The sequence below is a fragment of the Roseovarius nitratireducens genome, from assembly GCF_002925845.1.
Classification (GTDB): domain Bacteria; phylum Pseudomonadota; class Alphaproteobacteria; order Rhodobacterales; family Rhodobacteraceae; genus Roseovarius; species Roseovarius nitratireducens.
The window spans coordinates 146,586-163,078 of record NZ_PDNI01000071.1; the positions used below are offsets into that span (position 1 = coordinate 146,586).

General features: G+C 66.7%; 16 protein-coding genes. 5 read left to right on the plus strand and 11 right to left on the minus strand.

Going from position 1 to position 16,493, the window contains the following annotated elements:
* Positions 1 to 33: 33 nt before the first annotated feature.
* A complete protein-coding gene (locus tag CRJ03_RS15850) occupies positions 34 to 384 on the plus strand; it encodes a dihydrodipicolinate reductase (RefSeq protein WP_104019842.1) in 351 nt (116 codons plus the stop codon).
* A 6-nt stretch (positions 385 to 390) separates the two neighbouring features.
* Here CRJ03_RS15850 and CRJ03_RS15855 read toward each other — a convergent pair whose 3' ends face one another.
* The 8 genes from CRJ03_RS15855 to CRJ03_RS15890 form a co-directional block, all read right to left on the minus strand.
* Positions 391 to 1,086 carry an ABC transporter ATP-binding protein gene (locus tag CRJ03_RS15855; protein ID WP_104019843.1) on the minus strand — a complete coding sequence of 232 codons (696 nt, stop codon included), beginning with the start codon at positions 1,084 to 1,086 and terminating at the stop codon, positions 391 to 393.
* Positions 1,070 to 1,795, minus strand: coding sequence for an ABC transporter ATP-binding protein (locus CRJ03_RS15860; RefSeq protein ID WP_104019844.1), 726 nt, complete (start codon positions 1,793 to 1,795; stop codon positions 1,070 to 1,072). The genes CRJ03_RS15855 and CRJ03_RS15860 overlap by 17 nt, the downstream gene beginning before the upstream one ends.
* Entirely contained in the window at positions 1,792 to 2,724 is a 933-nt protein-coding gene (locus tag CRJ03_RS15865) for a branched-chain amino acid ABC transporter permease (RefSeq protein WP_104019845.1), read from the minus strand. Before CRJ03_RS15865 ends, CRJ03_RS15860 begins: the two co-directional genes overlap by 4 nt.
* The gene (locus CRJ03_RS15870; RefSeq protein WP_104019846.1) at positions 2,721 to 3,647 is read right to left on the minus strand and encodes a branched-chain amino acid ABC transporter permease; all 927 of its coding nucleotides are present in this window, start codon (positions 3,645 to 3,647) and stop codon (positions 2,721 to 2,723) included. Before CRJ03_RS15870 ends, CRJ03_RS15865 begins: the two co-directional genes overlap by 4 nt.
* 16 nt (positions 3,648 to 3,663) lie before the next feature.
* On the minus strand, positions 3,664 to 4,260 hold the full coding sequence (locus CRJ03_RS15875) for a hypothetical protein (protein WP_104019931.1): 597 nt from the start codon (positions 4,258 to 4,260) through the stop codon (positions 3,664 to 3,666).
* A gap of 34 nt (positions 4,261 to 4,294) precedes the next feature.
* Positions 4,295 to 5,581: an ABC transporter substrate-binding protein gene (locus tag CRJ03_RS15880; RefSeq protein ID WP_104019847.1), complete on the minus strand. Its 1,287-nt coding sequence runs from the start codon at positions 5,579 to 5,581 to the stop codon at positions 4,295 to 4,297.
* Between the two features lie 95 nt (positions 5,582 to 5,676).
* Positions 5,677 to 7,041, minus strand: a complete 1,365-nt coding sequence (locus CRJ03_RS15885; RefSeq protein ID WP_104019932.1) for a hypothetical protein — start codon at positions 7,039 to 7,041, stop codon at positions 5,677 to 5,679.
* Positions 7,042 to 7,045: 4 nt separating this feature from the next.
* The gene (locus CRJ03_RS15890) at positions 7,046 to 8,395 is read right to left on the minus strand and encodes an aminotransferase class III-fold pyridoxal phosphate-dependent enzyme (protein WP_104019848.1); all 1,350 of its coding nucleotides are present in this window, start codon (positions 8,393 to 8,395) and stop codon (positions 7,046 to 7,048) included.
* 182 nt (positions 8,396 to 8,577) lie between these two features.
* Between CRJ03_RS15890 and CRJ03_RS15895 the strand changes: the two genes are divergently transcribed.
* Positions 8,578 to 9,432: an SDR family oxidoreductase gene (locus CRJ03_RS15895; RefSeq protein ID WP_104019849.1), complete on the plus strand. Its 855-nt coding sequence runs from the start codon at positions 8,578 to 8,580 to the stop codon at positions 9,430 to 9,432.
* A gap of 110 nt (positions 9,433 to 9,542) precedes the next feature.
* On the opposite strand, the gene groL is transcribed toward CRJ03_RS15895, so the two are convergent.
* Together groL and groES are read right to left on the minus strand one after the other, a co-directional pair.
* Positions 9,543 to 11,189, minus strand: a complete 1,647-nt coding sequence (gene groL, locus CRJ03_RS15900) for a chaperonin GroEL (protein ID WP_104019850.1) — start codon at positions 11,187 to 11,189, stop codon at positions 9,543 to 9,545.
* A 52-nt stretch (positions 11,190 to 11,241) separates the two neighbouring features.
* Entirely contained in the window at positions 11,242 to 11,553 is a 312-nt protein-coding gene (gene groES / locus CRJ03_RS15905; RefSeq protein ID WP_104019851.1) for a co-chaperone GroES, read from the minus strand.
* A 219-nt stretch (positions 11,554 to 11,772) separates the two neighbouring features.
* Here groES and CRJ03_RS15910 point away from each other — a divergent pair, with 219 nt between their 5' ends.
* The 3 genes from CRJ03_RS15910 to CRJ03_RS15920 all read left to right on the plus strand — a co-directional run bounded on the left by CRJ03_RS15910 (position 11,773) and on the right by CRJ03_RS15920 (position 14,963).
* Positions 11,773 to 12,375: an exopolysaccharide biosynthesis protein gene (locus CRJ03_RS15910; RefSeq protein ID WP_104019852.1), complete on the plus strand. Its 603-nt coding sequence runs from the start codon at positions 11,773 to 11,775 to the stop codon at positions 12,373 to 12,375.
* A 323-nt stretch (positions 12,376 to 12,698) separates the two neighbouring features.
* The gene (locus CRJ03_RS15915; RefSeq protein ID WP_240611699.1) at positions 12,699 to 13,508 is read left to right on the plus strand and encodes a DUF5765 domain-containing protein; all 810 of its coding nucleotides are present in this window, start codon (positions 12,699 to 12,701) and stop codon (positions 13,506 to 13,508) included.
* Positions 13,509 to 14,042: 534 nt separating this feature from the next.
* On the plus strand, positions 14,043 to 14,963 hold the full coding sequence (locus CRJ03_RS15920) for a manganese-dependent inorganic pyrophosphatase (protein WP_104019853.1): 921 nt from the start codon (positions 14,043 to 14,045) through the stop codon (positions 14,961 to 14,963).
* Positions 14,964 to 15,068: 105 nt separating this feature from the next.
* Here the strand turns inward: CRJ03_RS15920 and ccrA are convergent, their stop codons facing one another.
* Positions 15,069 to 16,358, minus strand: coding sequence for a crotonyl-CoA carboxylase/reductase (gene ccrA, locus CRJ03_RS15925; protein ID WP_104019854.1), 1,290 nt, complete (start codon positions 16,356 to 16,358; stop codon positions 15,069 to 15,071).
* Between the last annotated feature and the right edge of the window lie 135 nt (positions 16,359 to 16,493).

Below are 16,493 nucleotides of genomic sequence, written 5' to 3' on the forward strand. Positions count from 1 at the left end.
GACCGGACACAGGAATGTCGAGGGTCGTGAGCGATGCGTTTGGTGCTTGTCTTGCTGGGTTTGCTGGTCGCACCGATGGCGGCGCAGGCCGAATTCGCTCAGGTGACCGAGCGTGACCGATTCGTGTCGCTGATCGAGGGGCGCGACCTGACGCGCTTTGGCATCCGGCTGGAGGTGACGCCCGATGGCCGCATCCGGGGCCGCGCCTTTGGCCGTGACGTGTCGGGTGAGTGGCGCTGGGCGCAGGGGTATTTCTGCCGCGATCTCAACTGGGGCAGCATGGAACTTGGGGCAAATTGCCAGGCGGTGCGGCAGCGCGGCGATACCCTGCGCTTCATCTCGGACCAGGGAACCGGGCAGTACGCCGATCTCTCCCTGCGCTGACGAGGGTCACACGCCCAGATAGCGATCGGCCACCGAGCGGTCGGCGCGCAGTGCGCCCGCGCTCACCACCGGGCCCATGCGCCCGTTTTCAAGGAACGCGACCCGGTCGGCGACCGGCAGCACCGCGTCGAGCCGCTGTTCGACCAGCAGCACCGCTACCCCCGCGTCGCGCCTGGCCGCGACCACCTCGCGGATGGCGGCGATCATCGAAGGCTGCAGGCCCTCGGTCGGCTCGTCGAGGAGCAGCACATCGGGGCGCAGGCACAGCGCTCGCGCCAGTGCGAGCATCTGCTGCTCGCCCCCCGACAGCGTCTCGGCCCGCTGACCCAACCGCGCGGCAAGGCGCGGGAACAGGCCCAGCACCTCGTCGCGCAAGCCGCTGTCACCGCCGCGCGCCATCAGCCCGATCTCCAGGTTCTCGGCCACGCTCAGCCCGGCGAATAGCCGCCGCCCCTGCGGCACATAGCCCAGCCCCGCACGCGGCACCCGGTGCGCGGGCAACCGGTCGAGCCGCTCATCTCCCAGCGTGATCGCCCCGCCCGACAGAGGCACAAGCCCCATGATCGCGCGCAATAGCGTGGTCTTGCCCGCGCCGTTGCGCCCCATGAGGCACAGGATTTCGCCCCGCTCCAGCGACAGCGATACCCCGTGCAGCACCCGCGCCCGGCCATAGCCCGCCACGATTTCATCCAGCCGCAGCATCGCCCCCGCCCCCCAGATAGGCCGCCTGCACCGCGCGGTTGGCATGGATTTCCCCGGGCGTTCCCTCGGCCAGCACCCGGCCCGCATCCATCACCGTGATTCGCCCGGCCAGCGCCATGACCACGTCCATGTTGTGCTCGATCAGCAGGATCGTCGTCTCGCCCGCCAGATCGCGCACCAGCCGTCCAAAGCCCGCGATCTCGCCCTCGGCCAGACCCTGCGTCGGCTCGTCGAGAATGAGCAGGCGCGGCCGCTGCGCGATGCCCATGGCGATCTCCAGAAGTCGCTGATGCCCGTAGGCCAGATCGCCCGCCATCTCGGCCCCGCGATCCCCGAGGCCGACCCGGTCGAGCGCCGCTGCCACCGCGGACCCGACCGCCGCACCCCGCGCCCGCCGCCGGGCGGCGAGCGCCACGTTTTCCGACACCGAAAGTCCGGCAAAGACCGAGGTGATCTGGAACGTGTAGGCCATACCCAGCCGCATCCGCCGGTGCGCGGGCATCTGCGTGATGTCGCGCCCGTCGAACGTCACCCGCCCCGCGCTTGGTGCGATGCGCCCCGCGATCATGCCCACCAGCGTGGTCTTGCCCGCGCCGTTGGGGCCGATGAGCGCGCGCACCTCGCCCTCGACGATGTCGAGATCGACGCCATCCACCGCCCTCAGCCCGTCGAAATCGCGGGTCAGCCCCCGCACGCTCAAGAGGCTCATGGCAGCCCCCGCCACAGCCTGCGCCGCACCTCGCCCATCAGGCCCTGCGGCGCGTAAAGCGTGAGCAGAACCAGCGCCACCCCGGCGATCAGCATGTACGCGCTCGTCACCCCCGAGGCGAGGTCGATCAGGTAGAACATGAACAGCGCGCCGACGAACGGCCCCAGCACGGTGCCCGCCCCGCCCAGCAGCACCCACAGAAGCGGCAGGATCGAATATTGCACCTCGGCAAAGCTTGCGCCGACATAGCCGAACAGGATCGCATAGGCCGCTCCCGCGGCCCCCGAGATCGCCCCCGACAGGATCATCGCCCCGCGCTTGTGCGCCTGCGTGTCATAGCCCAGCATCCGCGCGCGCTCCTCGTTTTCGCGGATCGCCACTAGCACCCGCCCGAACGGTGCGCGCGCCAGCGCGAGACTCCCCATCAGGCAGGCCGAGAACAGCGCCAGCGCCGCGAGATACCGCGCGCCGGGCGTGCCGAGGTCGATCCCGCCCAGCATTTGCCCCGCTTGCGCCATCACGAACCCCTCGTCGCCGCCGGTCCAGTCGCCGAAATACAGGATCGTCAGGTATCCCGCCTGCGCGAACATCAGCGTCACGATCATGAACGCCACCCCGCGCGTGCGCAACGCCACCAGCGCCAGCAGCCCGGCCACCGCCGCCGCTGCCACCGTCCCGGCCAGCATCGCGGCCCCCGCGCCCGCGCCGCCATGCTGTACCAGCATTCCAGCGCCATACATGCCCGAGGCAAAGAACAGCGCATGTCCGAGGCTCAAGAGCCCGGCATAGCCGAACAGCAGGTTGTAGCCGATGCCATAGCTTGCCAGCACCATCACCCGCGCGAGATTGCCGTGGTGATAGGCGGGCAGGGCGAAATGCAGCGCGCCCAGCACCGCCAGCAGGCCCAGGTGCAGCGCCAGCACCCTCATGGCGCGCGTGTCCCGAACAGGCCCTGTGGCCGGAATACCAGCACCAGCGCCACCATCAGCGTGGCGACGATCTTGGCCAGCGTCGGCGAGAAGAACACCGAGATGATCCCGTCCGACAACCCGATCAGAACCGCCGCAAGCAGCGTGCCGGGCAGGCTGCCAAGCCCGCCGATGATGACCACCACGAAAGACAGGAGCAGCGGATCGCCCCCCATCAGGTAATGCGCCTGCCGGATCGGCACGATCAGCACCGCGGCCAGTGCCGCCAGCCCCGCGCCCAGCCCGAAGGTGAGCGCGTAGACCCGCTCGACGGGGATGCCGAAGGCGGTGGCCATCTCGCGGTCGGCCTGCGTGGCGCGCAGCACGAGCCCCGCCCGCGTGCGCGCCATGAACAGCCACAGCGCCCCCACCATTGCCGCCGCCGCGCCGATCACCGCCAGCTTCCAGGCGGTGGTACTGAGCCCCCAGGGCCAGCCGATCTGCCAGCCCTCGGCGCCCCGCTCCGGCCAGGGCAGCGCGATGCGCGCGTCGAACGGGGCCACCACCGGCCGCGCCTCGGGGCCGTAGGTCATCAGTGTGAGTTGCTGGATGATGTAGAGCAGGCCGATGGTGGCCACGATGGTGCGCTCGGGGTCGTAGGACAGTCGCCGCAGCACCGTGAGGTCCGCCGCCACCGCCAGCGCCCCCACCATCAGCGGCGCCGCCACCATTGCGGCGGCGAAGCCCCAGCCGGGATGCCCGCCGATGCTTTGCGTGACCCACCACGCGATCACCGCGCCCAGCATGAAGAACTCGCCATGCGCGATGTTGACCACCCGCATCACCCCGAAGACGAGGCTCAGCCCCGATGCGGTGAGCGCGAGCACCGCCGCCGTCACCGCGCCTTCGATAAGCGCGAGTACGAGGTGAGGCCCGAATTCCATCAGCGGCGCGCCACGGTCATTCCGGCACGAACTCCGCGCCGCCCATCAGGATGCGCTGATCGTCGGTCAGCGTCACGATCTGCCCGTGCTTGCGCTCCAGCGCGCGCGCGACCACCTCGTTGCGCGGCTCCCAGTTATAGGCGTCGTCCTCGCGTACCGGCATCCATGTCAGCCGTCCGCCCTTGCGCCACGGATCGAGGATGATCCCGTCGTCATAATCCGCGCCCTTCGCGCTCACGATGGCGGTGGAGTGTTCCAGCCGAAAGGCGTTGTCGGCGTTGGCCACCGCGCGGTGCAGGTCGAGCGTGGCAAACCGCTCCTGCGCGAGCCGCTTTTCCATGTCATGCGCCCAGTGCCAGCACAGGCCGCGCGGCTTGATGCCGAGGTTGACCTTGGTGTTGTGGATGATCGGCGGGTCGGTGATCTCGTATTCGAGGGCAAGGCGGTGGCTGTGCGCATAGGATATCTCGGCCGCACGTCGCGCCTCGTCGCGGTTCACTTCCGGCCCGAGCGCGGCGATAGCGGCGGCGAGCCGCGACACCTCGTCCGGCGTGGCGGCGGGTGGCGGCCCGCCGCAGGCGGCCAGCGCCACCAGCGCCAGCGCCCCGATCATGCGCAGGATGCCCGCCGTCACGCTCGGCCCTCCCTCAGAATGGCTGTGCCGTGTAATCCACCATGTCGGGATAGAGTGTATCCTCGATCGAGGTGCGATGCACGCGAATGAGCCGCCCGCCCTCGACCCGGCTGATGTTCTGGTGGCCAAATACCTGGTGCGTGCGCCCGTTGAAACGCTTGGCCCCCTGCGGATGGGCAAGGCTCTCGGGCATGTCTTCCATCGCCTCCACCGCCTCGATCAGCGCGGCACGATCCTGCGGGCCAGCGTATCCCGCCGCCTCCATCCCCGCCTTGATGACGTGCAGCGTCTCCCAGCAGCCGAACATGTGGCCATAGGTGGACACGTCGCGCGCATCGCTCAGCGCCGCGCCGCGGTCGTCTACGCCCACCGCCGCGCGATAGGCCGCCGCGTGCTCGCTGTCGTCGGGCTGCGCGTGGCGGCACATGCCTTCCCAGAAATGACTGCCCTCCAGGAATTCAAGGCCGGGACTGTCGATCGCCACCGCTTCGAGGCTGTCGATGAAACCGAACAGCTCCGGTCCCTGCCCGCCAAAGAACTCGCCCAGCTCCTTGACGAAGGTCAGCACGCCGGGGCCGACCATGACATGATACAGCACCTCGGTGTCGCGTGGGATGCGCGGGAAATAGCGGGTGAACGAGGTCTCGGTCGGCGGAATCGCGATCCGCTCCAGTATCTCGCCACCCTGCGCTTCGATGGCGGGGCCGAGCGCGTCGCGGTGATCATAGCCGAACCCGTAATCGGGAAAGATCATCGTGACCTTCTTGCCCAGCGTGTCGGTGATAAAGGGCGCCATCGAGATCACCTGGCTCCTCACATCCGTGATGCCGGGCTGAAGCGTGTATCGGTTGAGCATCCCCGAGGCGACATGCGTACCCTCCGAGACCACGAAATACGGCAGCTTCAGCTCGCCCGCGCGCGGGGCAGAGCCGATGACGACATGGGAAAACAGCGTGCCAAAGCCCACGTCCACCTTGTGCTGATTGGCGAATTTCTCGACCACCTCGGCGCCGCGCTTGGGATCGGTGCCGTCATCCTCGGCGACGATCTCCACGGGCCGTCCGTTGATGCCGCCGCCCTCGTTGATGAGCTGGACCGCCGCCTCGGTCGCCCGACCGTACCAGCGCCCATAGGCCGCGCCGATGCCGGTGCGGTGCTGCTGGAACCCGATGCGGATGGGCGCCGCGCTCTGGGCATGGGTGTAGCGCGCCCACATCGGCAGGCTCGCCGCGGCGATGCCGCCTGTCAGCGCGCGCATTGCGCCGCGCCGCGTGGTGGTGGCTTTGGTCTTGACGGTCATGGGCGGGTCTCCGCTTCGGTCTTTCGCACTTGCGGCAAGGATCACCGCGCGCGCAACATGCGCAAGCCCGCCCCCCCTGTCCAGCCTCTTTCGCCTCAGGCACCGCGCGGCGTGGCCAACAGCCACAGGCCGAACACCGTGTAGCCCACCATGAACAGCGCCAGCGGTGCCTGCCCCAGCGTGGCCCGCCACGCCGATTGCCCGGCGCGCAGCGCAATCACATGCGCCAGCATCAGCGCCGTCACGTGGCCCGCCACCACGGCTCCCGCCTGCACCAGCCAGATCGCGCGCACCGGGCCGGGGCTGCTCATGAACCCGGCAGTGACGTGGACATCGCCGAGGTGCAGCGCCTCGGCGATCCCGGCCCACACGTACTGCCCGTCAAGCAGCAGCGACGGCAGGTAATGCGCGATGTGATAGGCCAGCGCGATCGGCAGGAGCGTGGGCGCAAACCGGCAGAACAGCGCGGCCACCCCCTCGCGCATGCCCGCCAGCCGCGCGCCCAGCCACAGCGCGCCGCCGAACACCGCGAGCAGCGCGGCATTGGCCAGCGCGAGCCCGGCGAGGTTGGGGCCGATCACCGCCGACCGCCCCGGGAATTCCAGCGGGTTGATCGCCAGCAGGTCGAGCCACAGGAAGGTCTCGTTGAGCCCGTCGAAACTGCCGCTGCCCAGCAACAGCAACAGCAGCACGGCGTGACCCGGTGCCGGCTGCGGCCCCCGTGCGATCCGCCAGCCGGGCAGGCCCAGCGCGCGCCGCCCGTCCCGTCGCCCCACGGGGGCCACCCGCGCATAGGCCCGCATCGACAGCGTCAGCGCCTCGCCGCGCACCAGCCAGCGCCGCCCGAACAGCACCACGCCGGCCAGCATCGCCACCGCGTAGCCCCCCACCACCAGCGCCAGCCGCGCCGGATCGGCGGGCGCGGGGTCGGCCAGCAGGAACCCGGCAAAGCCGACGAAGCCGATCACTCCCGGCCAGTGACCCATCGCGCGCGGATAGCGCAGCGGCGCCCGTCTGCGGACCCGCGCCAGCAGCATCGCCGCGCCCGCCCACGGGTTGATCCGCGCCCAGATGTCGCCGACCACACCTTGCGCGCTCACCAGTGCCATCCAGAACACCACCCACACCGCCAGCGTCAGCGGATTGCCCAGCGGGTCGCGCGATCCGGCCCAGCCCTGCCAGACAAGCCAGACGAGCAGCGGCACCGCCAGCACGCGACCCGCCTGACCAGCCAGCCCCGTGCCCCGCGCGCGCCACATCGTCACGGGCCGGAACGCCGCCGCCGCCACGCGCCCCGGCAGCGACGCCAGCAGCCCCACGGTCAGCACCATCACCGCGCCACCGGCGGCGATGTAGATATCGGTGGGCAACAGCAACACAAAGCCCTGCTCGGTCGCATGGGCCTGCGCCGCCCGCGCCGTGGCGGCCCAGAGCACGGCCGCTGCCAGAAGATGTCTCACCGCGTCAGGCCGCCGAGAGCCCGGCATCGAGCGCCGATAGGATCACGTCGATCTCGGCCTCGCTGATCACCAGCGGCGGCGACATCAGGATGTTGTGCGCGCCCAGCCGCACCATCGCGCCCGCCTCATAGGTGGCGGTGTGGATGCGTTGCATCGTCTCGGCGTCCATCGGTGTCTTGGCGGCGCGGTCCGACACGATCTCGATCCCGGTCAACAGCCCGTGCCCGCCGCGCACATCGCCGATGATGTCGTGCTTTTCGGCCAGTTGCCGCACGCCCTCGTAAAGCTGCGTGCCACGCTGGCCTGCGTTGGTCTTGGTATCCAGACGCAGCGTCTCGGACAGGCACGCCACCACCGCCGCCGACCCGACCGGATGGGCGGAATAGGTGTAGCCGGTCCACAGCGTGCCGCGCGCATCCGCTGCTTCGAACACCTCGGCCACCTCGCCCGAGACGAGCACACCGCCCACCGGGAAATAGCCCGACGTCACGCCCTTGGCCATCGTCACCATGTCGGGCTGCACACCCCAGTGCCGCGCGCCGGTCCAGTCGCCGGTGCGCCCGAAGCCGCAGATCACCTCGTCGGAAATCATCACGATACCGTAGCGGTCGCAGATGTCGCGCATGCGGCCCATGAACGACGCGTCCGGCACGATCACCCCGCCCGCGCCGAGGATCGGCTCCATGATGAAGGCGGCGATGGTCGATGGATCCTGGAACTCGATCTCGTCCACCATCGCGGCGGCGATCTTCTCGGCCAGCCGCGCCGGGTCGCTCTCGTCAAACGGATTGCGATACGTGTAGGGCGCGGGGATGTGGAAACAGCCGGGCAGCAACGGCTCGTAATTGATACGAAAGCGATTGTTGCCGTTGACGCTCGCCCCGCCCCAATGGGTGCCGTGATAGCCCTTCTTGAGGCTGAGGAACTTGGTGCGCGTGGGCTCTCCGCGCAGGCGGTGATATTGCCGCGCCAGCCGCAGCGCCGTGTCGACGCTGTCCGACCCGCCCGAGGTGAAGAACACCCGCTCCATCCCGTCATCGGCAAAGAATTCGCGCACCGCATAGGCGGCCTCGATCGAGGCCGGGTTGGTGGTGCCGCCAAAGCCCGAGTAATAGGGCAACTGCCAAAGCTGATCGGCGATCGCCTGCTTCACCGCGTCGTTGGAATAGCCCAGGTTCACGCACCACAGCCCGCCCACGGCATCGACCACCGAATGCCCGTCGATATCCGTCAGCCGCACGCCCTCGGCGCTCTTGATGATGCGTGGCGGGTTGGCTCGCGCGTCGCCCGGGTGGCCCATCGGCTGCCACATGTGGCGGCCATTCATCTCGCGCAGGAAATTGTCGTCCTTCATGGGGCTGCCTCCGGCAAGGGTTACACGTTTGATCAAACCGTGCCACCGCCGCCGGGGGCTGTCCAGAGGCCGCGTCGCCGGAACCGGCGGACAGGGGAGGGCGTGCGCCCGGCGCGCTGCGGCCGCGGCGCAAGCGGGCGCCGCCTCTTGCCAATCGCGCCGCGCCGGGCGATGAACCGGGCATGGGCAAGGTGCTTCTCTCCTTTGGTCACGGCTATTCGGCGCGGGCGCTGGCACGGCGGCTCTTGCCGCGGGGTTGGCGCGTCTTGGGCACCACCCGCGACCCGGCCAGGGCCGAGACCCTGCGCGCCGAGGGGGTCACGCCGCTCCTGTGGGACCGCGACGATGTGGCCGGCGCGCTGGGCGAGGCCACCCACCTGCTCAGTTCCGCAGGCCCGACCGAGGCGGGCGATCCGGTGCTGGCACGCCACCGCGATGCCATCGCCGCAGCCGCGCCCGGTCTGGAATGGGCGGGCTACCTCTCGACCACCGGCGTCTACGGCGACCATCAGGGCGGCTGGGTGGACGAGGCCACGCCGCTCAGCCCCTCCACCACCCGCGGGCAGCGGCGCGTCGCGGCAGAGGCCGAATGGCAATCCATTCCCGGCCTGCCGCTGCACATCTTCCGCCTCGCGGGTATCTACGGCCCCGGGCGCGGCCCGTTCGAAAAGGTGCGGCAAGGCACCGCCCGGCGGATCGTCAAGCCGGGGCAGGTGTTCAGCCGCATCCACGTCGACGATATCGCTCAGGTGCTCGAAGCCTCCATCGACCGCCCCCGCCCTGGCGCCGTCTACAATCTCTGCGATGACGACCCGGCTCCGCCCGAGGACGTGATCGCCCACGCCGCCGACTTGCTGGGCCTGCCGGTGCCCGGGGCAATCCCGTTTGACGAGGCCGAGATGACGCCGATGGCGCGTTCGTTCTATGCCGAATCGAAACGCGTCTCGAACCGGCGCATCAAGGAGGAACTCGGCGTGCGCCTCCTTCACCCCGATTACCGCAGCGGGCTGCGCGCGCTGCTGGCCGAAGAGGGCTGATCCCGGCCCCTTCATCTTTCCTCAAATACTCAAACACGCCACGGCCCGAACAAAAAAAGGGCCGCGCACTGCGCGACCCTTTCCCTTGGCTTCAAAGGCCGGGGGCTGACTTACATCATGCCGCCCATGCCGCCCATGTCGGGCATGCCGCCGCCGCCGCCACCGGCGCCTTCTTTCTGCGGCTTGTCGGCCACCATCGCCTCGGTGGTGATCAGCAGGCCAGCGATCGAGGCTGCATCCTCGAGCGCGGTGCGAACCACCTTGGCCGGGTCGATCACGCCGAACTTGAACATGTCGCCATATTCGCCGGTCTGCGCGTTGTAGCCGAACTTGAGATCGTCGCTCTCGCGGATCTTGCCCGCGACAACCGATCCGTCCACGCCCGCGTTCTCGGCGATCTGGCGCAGCGGCGATTCGAGCGCCTTGCGCACGATCATGATCCCGGCGTTCTGATCGGTGTTGGCCCCGGTCAGCCCGTCGAGCGCCTTGGCGCCCTGCACGAGGGACACGCCGCCGCCGACGACGATACCTTCCTGTACCGCGGCGCGGGTCGCGTTGAGCGCGTCATCGACGCGGTCCTTGCGCTCCTTCACCTCGGTCTCGGTCATGCCGCCGACGCGGATCACGGCCACACCACCGGCAAGCTTGGCCACGCGCTCCTGGAGCTTCTCGCGGTCATAATCCGAGGTGGTGTCCTCGATCTGGGTGCGGATCTGGGCGACGCGCGCCTCGATCTCGTCCTTGCTGCCGTGACCGTCGACGATGGTGGTCTCGTCCTTGGTGATGTTCACCGTCTTGGCCGAGCCGAGCATGTCCATCGTCACCGATTCGAGCTTCATGCCCAGATCCTCGGAGATCACCTGGCCGCCCGTGAGGATCGCGATGTCCTGGAGCATGGCCTTGCGGCGATCGCCAAAGCCCGGCGCCTTGACGGCCGCGATCTTGAGGCCGCCGCGCAGCTTGTTGACCACGAGCGTGGCGAGCGCCTCGCCCTCGACGTCCTCGGCGATGATGAGCAGCGGTTTCTGCGACTGGATCACCTGCTCGAGCAGCGGCACCATCGGCTGGAGGCTCGACAGCTTCTTCTCGTGCAGCAGGATGAGGCAGTCATCAAGCTCGGCGATCATCTTGTCGGAGTTGGTGACGAAATAGGGGCTGAGATAGCCACGGTCGAACTGCATCCCCTCGACCACTTCGGTCTCGGTCTCGAGACCCTTGGCTTCCTCGACGGTGATGACGCCCTCGTTGCCGACCTTCTGCATCGCGTCTGCGATCATCTGGCCGATCTCGCTCTCGCCGTTGGCAGACACGGTGCCGACCTGCGCGACTTCCTCGGAATTCTCGACCTTGCGCGCCGCCGCCTTGATGTGCTCGACGACCTTCTTGGTCGCGAGATCGATGCCGCGCTTGAGGTCCATCGGGTTCATGCCCGCGGACACGGACTTGATGCCTTCGCGGACGATCGCCTGTGCCAGCACGGTGGCGGTGGTGGTGCCGTCGCCGGCCTCGTCATTGGTGCGGTTGGCCACTTCCTTGACCATCTGCGCGCCCATGTTCTCGAACTTGTCCTCAAGCTCGATTTCCTTGGCGACGGACACACCGTCCTTGGTGATGCGCGGCGAGCCAAAGCTCTTGTCCAGCACCACGTTGCGGCCCTTGGGGCCGAGCGTCACCTTGACCGCGTCGGCCAGGGTGTTGACGCCCCGCATCATGCGGTTGCGGGCGTCGGTATCGAATCGTACGTCTTTAGCAGCCATGTTCGGATACTCCTGCTTATTCGTTGTTTCCGGGTCAGACGATGCGCGGCCTTCAGGCGGCCTTGGCGGCCTTGTCGTCGTCGATGATCCCGAGGATGTCGCTTTCCTTCATGATCATCAGCTCTTCGCCGTCGACCGTGACCTCGGTGCCGGACCACTTGCCGAACAGGACCGTGTCACCGGCCTTGACGGCCATCTCGATCAGTTCGCCATTGTCCTTGCGCGCGCCGTCGCCAACGGCGACGATCTGGCCTTGCTGCGGCTTTTCCTTGGCGGTTTCGGGGATGATAAGACCCCCGGCGGTTTTTTCTTCGCTCTCCACGCGGCGGACGAGCACGCGGTCATGCAGCGGTTTGAATGCCATCTTCGAGGCTCCTTGGCTCAAAGTTTCCCTATTTTATGATCCCCGGCGGGGATCATTAGCACTCACTCTGTTCGAGTGCTAACGGCGCAGAAGTAGGGAGTGCGAGGAAGCCTGTCAACTCCTTCGTTCGAGAAAAAGAACGCGAAACCACGACGCTGGATAACCCGCCCGCAAGCGGCTATTTCCCGACCGACCGCCATCCGCCGCGAAAGACACCCGATGACCAGACGCCCCGCGCCCCCGCATGACAACCTCACCCGCCTGCTCGACCGGATCGAGGCAGAGACGGGCGACGGCGCGGTGTCGGTGCGCGAGGTGCTGGCCATCCTCGGGCCGCGTGCCTTCACGCCGATGCTGCTTGTGCCAAGCCTCGTTCTTGTCTCGCCCGCCTCGGCGATTCCCGGCGTGCCGAGCATCCTGTCGGCGCTGGTGGGGCTGGTGGCGTTGCAGATGCTGCTGGGGCACGATCGGATCTGGCTGCCGCGCGTGCTCCTGGATCGCGCGCTCGACGCCGCGCGCTTCGCCCGCGTCCTGCGCGCGCTGCGTGGCCCGGTCGCGTGGATCGACCCGCTGATAAACGAACGGCTGACATGGCTCGCCGACAAGCCCGGCAACATCCCCGCGCTGGCAATCTGCGCCACCGTCTCGTTCTTCATGCCGCTGATCGAGTTCGTGCCCTTCCTCACCTCGATCCTCGCCTCGGCCACAGCGGTCTTCGCCACCGGCATGTTCGCCCGCGACGGGCTGTTGGTGCTTGTGGGCTACGGCCTCGTCTCAGGCGGCGCGGTGCTGGTGACAGGGGCAGTTCAGGCGGTGGCGTGAGCAGGGGGATGGATTGCCTCTGGTGCGCGCCCGGTCGTTGGGGCGAAAGTCCGAGGGGCAGGTGTGCGGGACATCCTGCCGGTCGCTACCGGTGTAGCTTGGGCTGCCATGACCGGCGGCGGTGCCAAGGGAGCGGAGTTTGCAAGGTCGAAGCCACCGCTCATCGGTGATGGGCGCGACCGTCCTTGGCCGTCGTCGCTCCTTTGCCAACTGCAAAGGATCATGGACGTTTTCCAGATGGTGTTTTCCTGCCAGAGTAGAACACGGTGGATTGTATTTTATCTCGCGCGTGATCTGGAAACCAACGGGAATCGTGACAGGAGGTGGCGCGCAACCCGCGACTGTCTTATACCGGCCCCCAAAAGGGTTCAAAAATGTGCTGGAGCGGTGAAGCGTCGGCAGTACTGGCAGTTGCTGGGTTCGCAACAACCGGATATGCGGCCTGGAAGGGCGAAAGTCCGCGTCTATATGCGGCGCTGGCCTATTTTTCGCTGATGGAGCTCCTGCAGGCGTATACCTATTCCGTTATCGACCAATGCAGCCTCCCGGCCAACCAGGTCGCCACCATTCTCGGCTATCTCCATATCACCTTTCAGCCGTTTTTCATCAATCTTATATCAATGTACTTCATACCCGACCGCATCCGGAAAAAGATCGAATATCCTGTTTATGCGCTGTGCTTTGTCTCTGCGCTGATAATGATCCTGCAGCTCTACCCCTTCGAATGGGCGGGGCAGTGCATGATTGGCGAAGCTCTCTGCGCCCGAGATTTATGCTCGGTGCGCGGCAACTGGCATATCGCCTGGAATATCCCGGTCAACGGGTTGACCAATTTCCTGGTCGGAGACGTCTGGTCGGATTTCCTCACCCTGTATCCTACCTACATGATCACGGGCCTGATATTGCCGTTCCTCTACGGCTCGTGGCGCTTCACCCTCTATCACTTCCTGGTCGGGCCGCGGCTAGCCATGCTATTGACCGATAACCCGAACGAGGTGCCGGCGATCTGGTGTTTGCTATCAATCGGTATTCTTATCCTGGTGGTGAAAACGCCGATCCGAAAGTACATGCATGTCAGGAAATGGCTGTTATGGCCGGAAACGATCCGAAGCATCGCGAAACGGCAGTCATGATCCAGCCACCAAGCTTCGCGACCTGCCTTCGTAATCTGGCTTCAGACTGATTGCTTCAAAGCCAGACGATGACAGATTCAGCGAGAGCGACGGCCGAAAGGGAACCCTTTGGACACCTGTGCTTCCGAGGTGGCCCACAAGAGGTCAGGCTTGGCGGATAGATGAAAGACCAGTTGCATTGGCGGAAATGTTCCGCACTGGTGACCTTGTGCAGTCGCAAGATGCGGTAGGGTCCACGAATGACGGTGTCGTAGAAGTTGCAACGCGGCGTCAGCCCTGGTCATGATCGGCAGGTATACGCCAATCACACCATCGGTCGCTTGCACCGAATGTCTTGAAAGGGCTCCCGGCCACCATCTGACACTTTTCCCCAAGCGTACCCGACCCGAGCATCGCCCACCGCCAGAGACCCTCGGATCAAGCCCGAGGGTGACGACCACGCCACCTTCGCCGCAGTGCAGCATTGATGGGTGACAACCGGCGCCCACATCCCTATAAGGCGCGCGAAACACCCGCAGCATTCAGGACAGACCCATGACCACACTCGTCTTCGGCCACAAATCGCCCGACACCGACTCCACCGGCTCGCCCATCCTGTGGGCGTGGTATCTCAACGAGGTGCAGGGCGGCGATGCCGAGCCCGTCCTCCTCGGCGAGCCCAACACCGAGGCCGCCTTCATGCTCGACCGCTGGAACCTGCCCAAGCCGCGCATCATCGAGGGCGTAGAGGCCGGTCAGCCCTGCGTCGTGGTGGACACCAACAACCCGGCGGAACTGCCCGAGGCGATCAACGACGCCGACGTGCAGGCCATCATCGACCACCACAAGCTGGTCGGCGGGCTGGAGACGAAAGGGCCCATCGACATCACGGTGCGCCCGCTGGCCTGCACCGCGACGATCATGGTCGACCTCATGGGCGATGACGCCGCGAAAATGCCCGAGGCGATGAAGGGCGCGGCGCTGACCTGCATCCTCTCGGACACGCTCGAATTCCGCTCGCCCACCACAACCGACCACGACAAGGCGGTGGCCGAGCGCCTCGCCGCCGATCTCGGCATCTCGATCCCCGAGTATGCAGCCGAGATGTTCGCGGCCAAATCCGACGTCTCGGCCTTTTCCGATGCCGAGCTGCTGCGGATGGATTCCAAGGAATACGAGGCGGGTGGCAAGAAGTTCCGCGTGAGCGTTCTGGAGACGACCGCGCCCGCCACCGTGCTCGACCGCAAGGCAAGCCTGATGGACAGCATGACCGCTGTCGCCGCCGAGGATGGCGTCGATCAGGTGCTCCTGTTCGTGGTGGACATCCTCAACGAAGAGGCGACGCTCCTGGTCCCGAACGACCTGGTCAAGACCGTCGCCGAGAAGAGCTTTGGCGCGACCGTCTCGGGCGACGTGGTGGTCCTGCCCGGCGTGATGAGCCGCAAGAAGCAGATCATCCCCAACCTCGCGGTCTGAAATCGCACCGTCGGAATACCGACAGAATACCGACGTGATACCGACATGAAAAAAGGCCCGCGGTGGACACCTCCCCGCGGGCCTTGTCATGTCCGGTTCGGCGGCTCAGCCGCGCCCGGCCTCGATCACGTCCTCGACCGTCCGCAGCCCGGTGCGCGGTGCCTGAACCAGCACCGCCATGTTGCCCGGCTTGTGCTCGTTGCGCAGCATCTTGGTATGCGCCCGCGGGATATCGGCCCAGGGAAAAACCTCGGACATACAAGGGTCTAGCCGCCGCTCGACCATCAGCTTGTTGGCTGCCGACGCCTGCTTGAGATGGGCGAAATGGCTGCCCTGCAGGCGCTTCTGGTGCATCCACATGTAGCGCACGTCGAAGGTGCAGTTGAACCCGCTCGTCCCTGCGCAGATCACAACCATGCCGCCCTTCTTGCACACCAGGCTCGACACCGGAAAGGTCGCCTCGCCAGGATGCTCGAACACCATGTCCACACTGACCCCTTTGCCGGTTATGTCCCAGATAGCCTTACCAAATTTCCGCGCTTCCTTGAGCCAGGCGTTGTATTCCGGCGTGTTCACCTTGGGCAGTTGACCCCAGCAATCGAACTCCTTTCGGTTGATGACGCCCTTGGCTCCCTGGTCCATCACGAACTGCCGCTTGCTCTCGTCAGAGATCACGCCGATCGCATTGGCGCCCGCCGTGTTGGCCAACTGGATCGCGTAAGAGCCGAGCCCCCCCGACGCCCCCCACACCAGCACGTTCTGCCCTGGTTTCAGGTCATGCGGCGCGTGGCCGAACAGCATCCGGTACGCAGTGGCAAGGGTGAGCGTGTAGCACGCGCTCTCCTCCCATGTCAGGTGGCGGGGGCGTGGCATGAGCTGTTGCGCCTGCACCCGCGCGAACTGAGCGAATGAGCCGTCCGGCGTCTCGTAGCCCCAGATGCGCTGCGTGGGCGAGAACATCGGATCGCCACCGTTGCACTCCTCATCGTCGCCGTCGTCCTGGTTGCAGTGGATCACCACCTCGTCGCCGACCTTCCAGCGCTTGACCTTGTCGCCGACCTTCCAGACGATGCCAGCCGCATCCGATCCCGCGATGTGATACTCGGCCCCGTGGCCGTCAAACGGGCTGATTGGCTGACCTAGCCCGGCCCAGACACCGTTGTAGTTGACGCCCGCCGCCATCACCAGAACCAGCACCTCGTGGCTGTCGATCTCCCAGGTATCGACCACCTCCTGTTGAAATGAGGTTTCCGGCTCGCCGTGACGCTCGCGGCGGATGGCCCAGGCGTACATCTGCTTCGGGACATGCCCCAGCGGGGGCATTTCGCCGATCTCATAGAGGTCCTTCTCAGGCGCCTCGTAGGGCGCGATACCGGTATGCGTGTCCAAGGCCATCACCTGTCTCCTGTGCGCGGATGCCGCAATGCAGAATCGCGGCGGTCTGACCACGGGATACTGTCGGAGAGGTAATATTGCAATAGCATCAGACTGTGTTTTTGTAATTTTATGACCTTGCGAGTGCAGAATGCC

What these genes read in the sequence shown, in the direction of transcription:
- groES (WP_104019851.1), bottom strand. Translation starts at nt 11,553, where the DNA reads ATGGCATTCAAACCGCTGCATGACCGCGTGCTCGTCCGCCGCGTGGAG.
- CRJ03_RS15865 (WP_104019845.1), bottom strand. Translation starts at nt 2,724, where the DNA reads ATGAGGGTGCTGGCGCTGCACCTGGGCCTGCTGGCGGTGCTGGGCGCG.
- CRJ03_RS15850 (WP_104019842.1), top strand. Translation starts at nt 34, where the DNA reads ATGCGTTTGGTGCTTGTCTTGCTGGGTTTGCTGGTCGCACCGATGGCG.
- CRJ03_RS15860 (WP_104019844.1), bottom strand. Translation starts at nt 1,795, where the DNA reads ATGAGCCTCTTGAGCGTGCGGGGGCTGACCCGCGATTTCGACGGGCTG.
- CRJ03_RS15870 (WP_104019846.1), bottom strand. Translation starts at nt 3,647, where the DNA reads ATGGAATTCGGGCCTCACCTCGTACTCGCGCTTATCGAAGGCGCGGTG.
- CRJ03_RS15855 (WP_104019843.1), bottom strand. Translation starts at nt 1,086, where the DNA reads ATGCTGCGGCTGGATGAAATCGTGGCGGGCTATGGCCGGGCGCGGGTG.
- CRJ03_RS15920 (WP_104019853.1), top strand. Translation starts at nt 14,043, where the DNA reads ATGACCACACTCGTCTTCGGCCACAAATCGCCCGACACCGACTCCACC.
- CRJ03_RS15880 (WP_104019847.1), bottom strand. Translation starts at nt 5,581, where the DNA reads ATGACCGTCAAGACCAAAGCCACCACCACGCGGCGCGGCGCAATGCGC.
- CRJ03_RS15875 (WP_104019931.1), bottom strand. Translation starts at nt 4,260, where the DNA reads ATGATCGGGGCGCTGGCGCTGGTGGCGCTGGCCGCCTGCGGCGGGCCG.
- ccrA (WP_104019854.1), bottom strand. Translation starts at nt 16,358, where the DNA reads ATGGCCTTGGACACGCATACCGGTATCGCGCCCTACGAGGCGCCTGAG.
- CRJ03_RS15890 (WP_104019848.1), bottom strand. Translation starts at nt 8,395, where the DNA reads ATGAAGGACGACAATTTCCTGCGCGAGATGAATGGCCGCCACATGTGG.
- groL (WP_104019850.1), bottom strand. Translation starts at nt 11,189, where the DNA reads ATGGCTGCTAAAGACGTACGATTCGATACCGACGCCCGCAACCGCATG.
- CRJ03_RS15910 (WP_104019852.1), top strand. Translation starts at nt 11,773, where the DNA reads ATGACCAGACGCCCCGCGCCCCCGCATGACAACCTCACCCGCCTGCTC.
- CRJ03_RS15895 (WP_104019849.1), top strand. Translation starts at nt 8,578, where the DNA reads ATGGGCAAGGTGCTTCTCTCCTTTGGTCACGGCTATTCGGCGCGGGCG.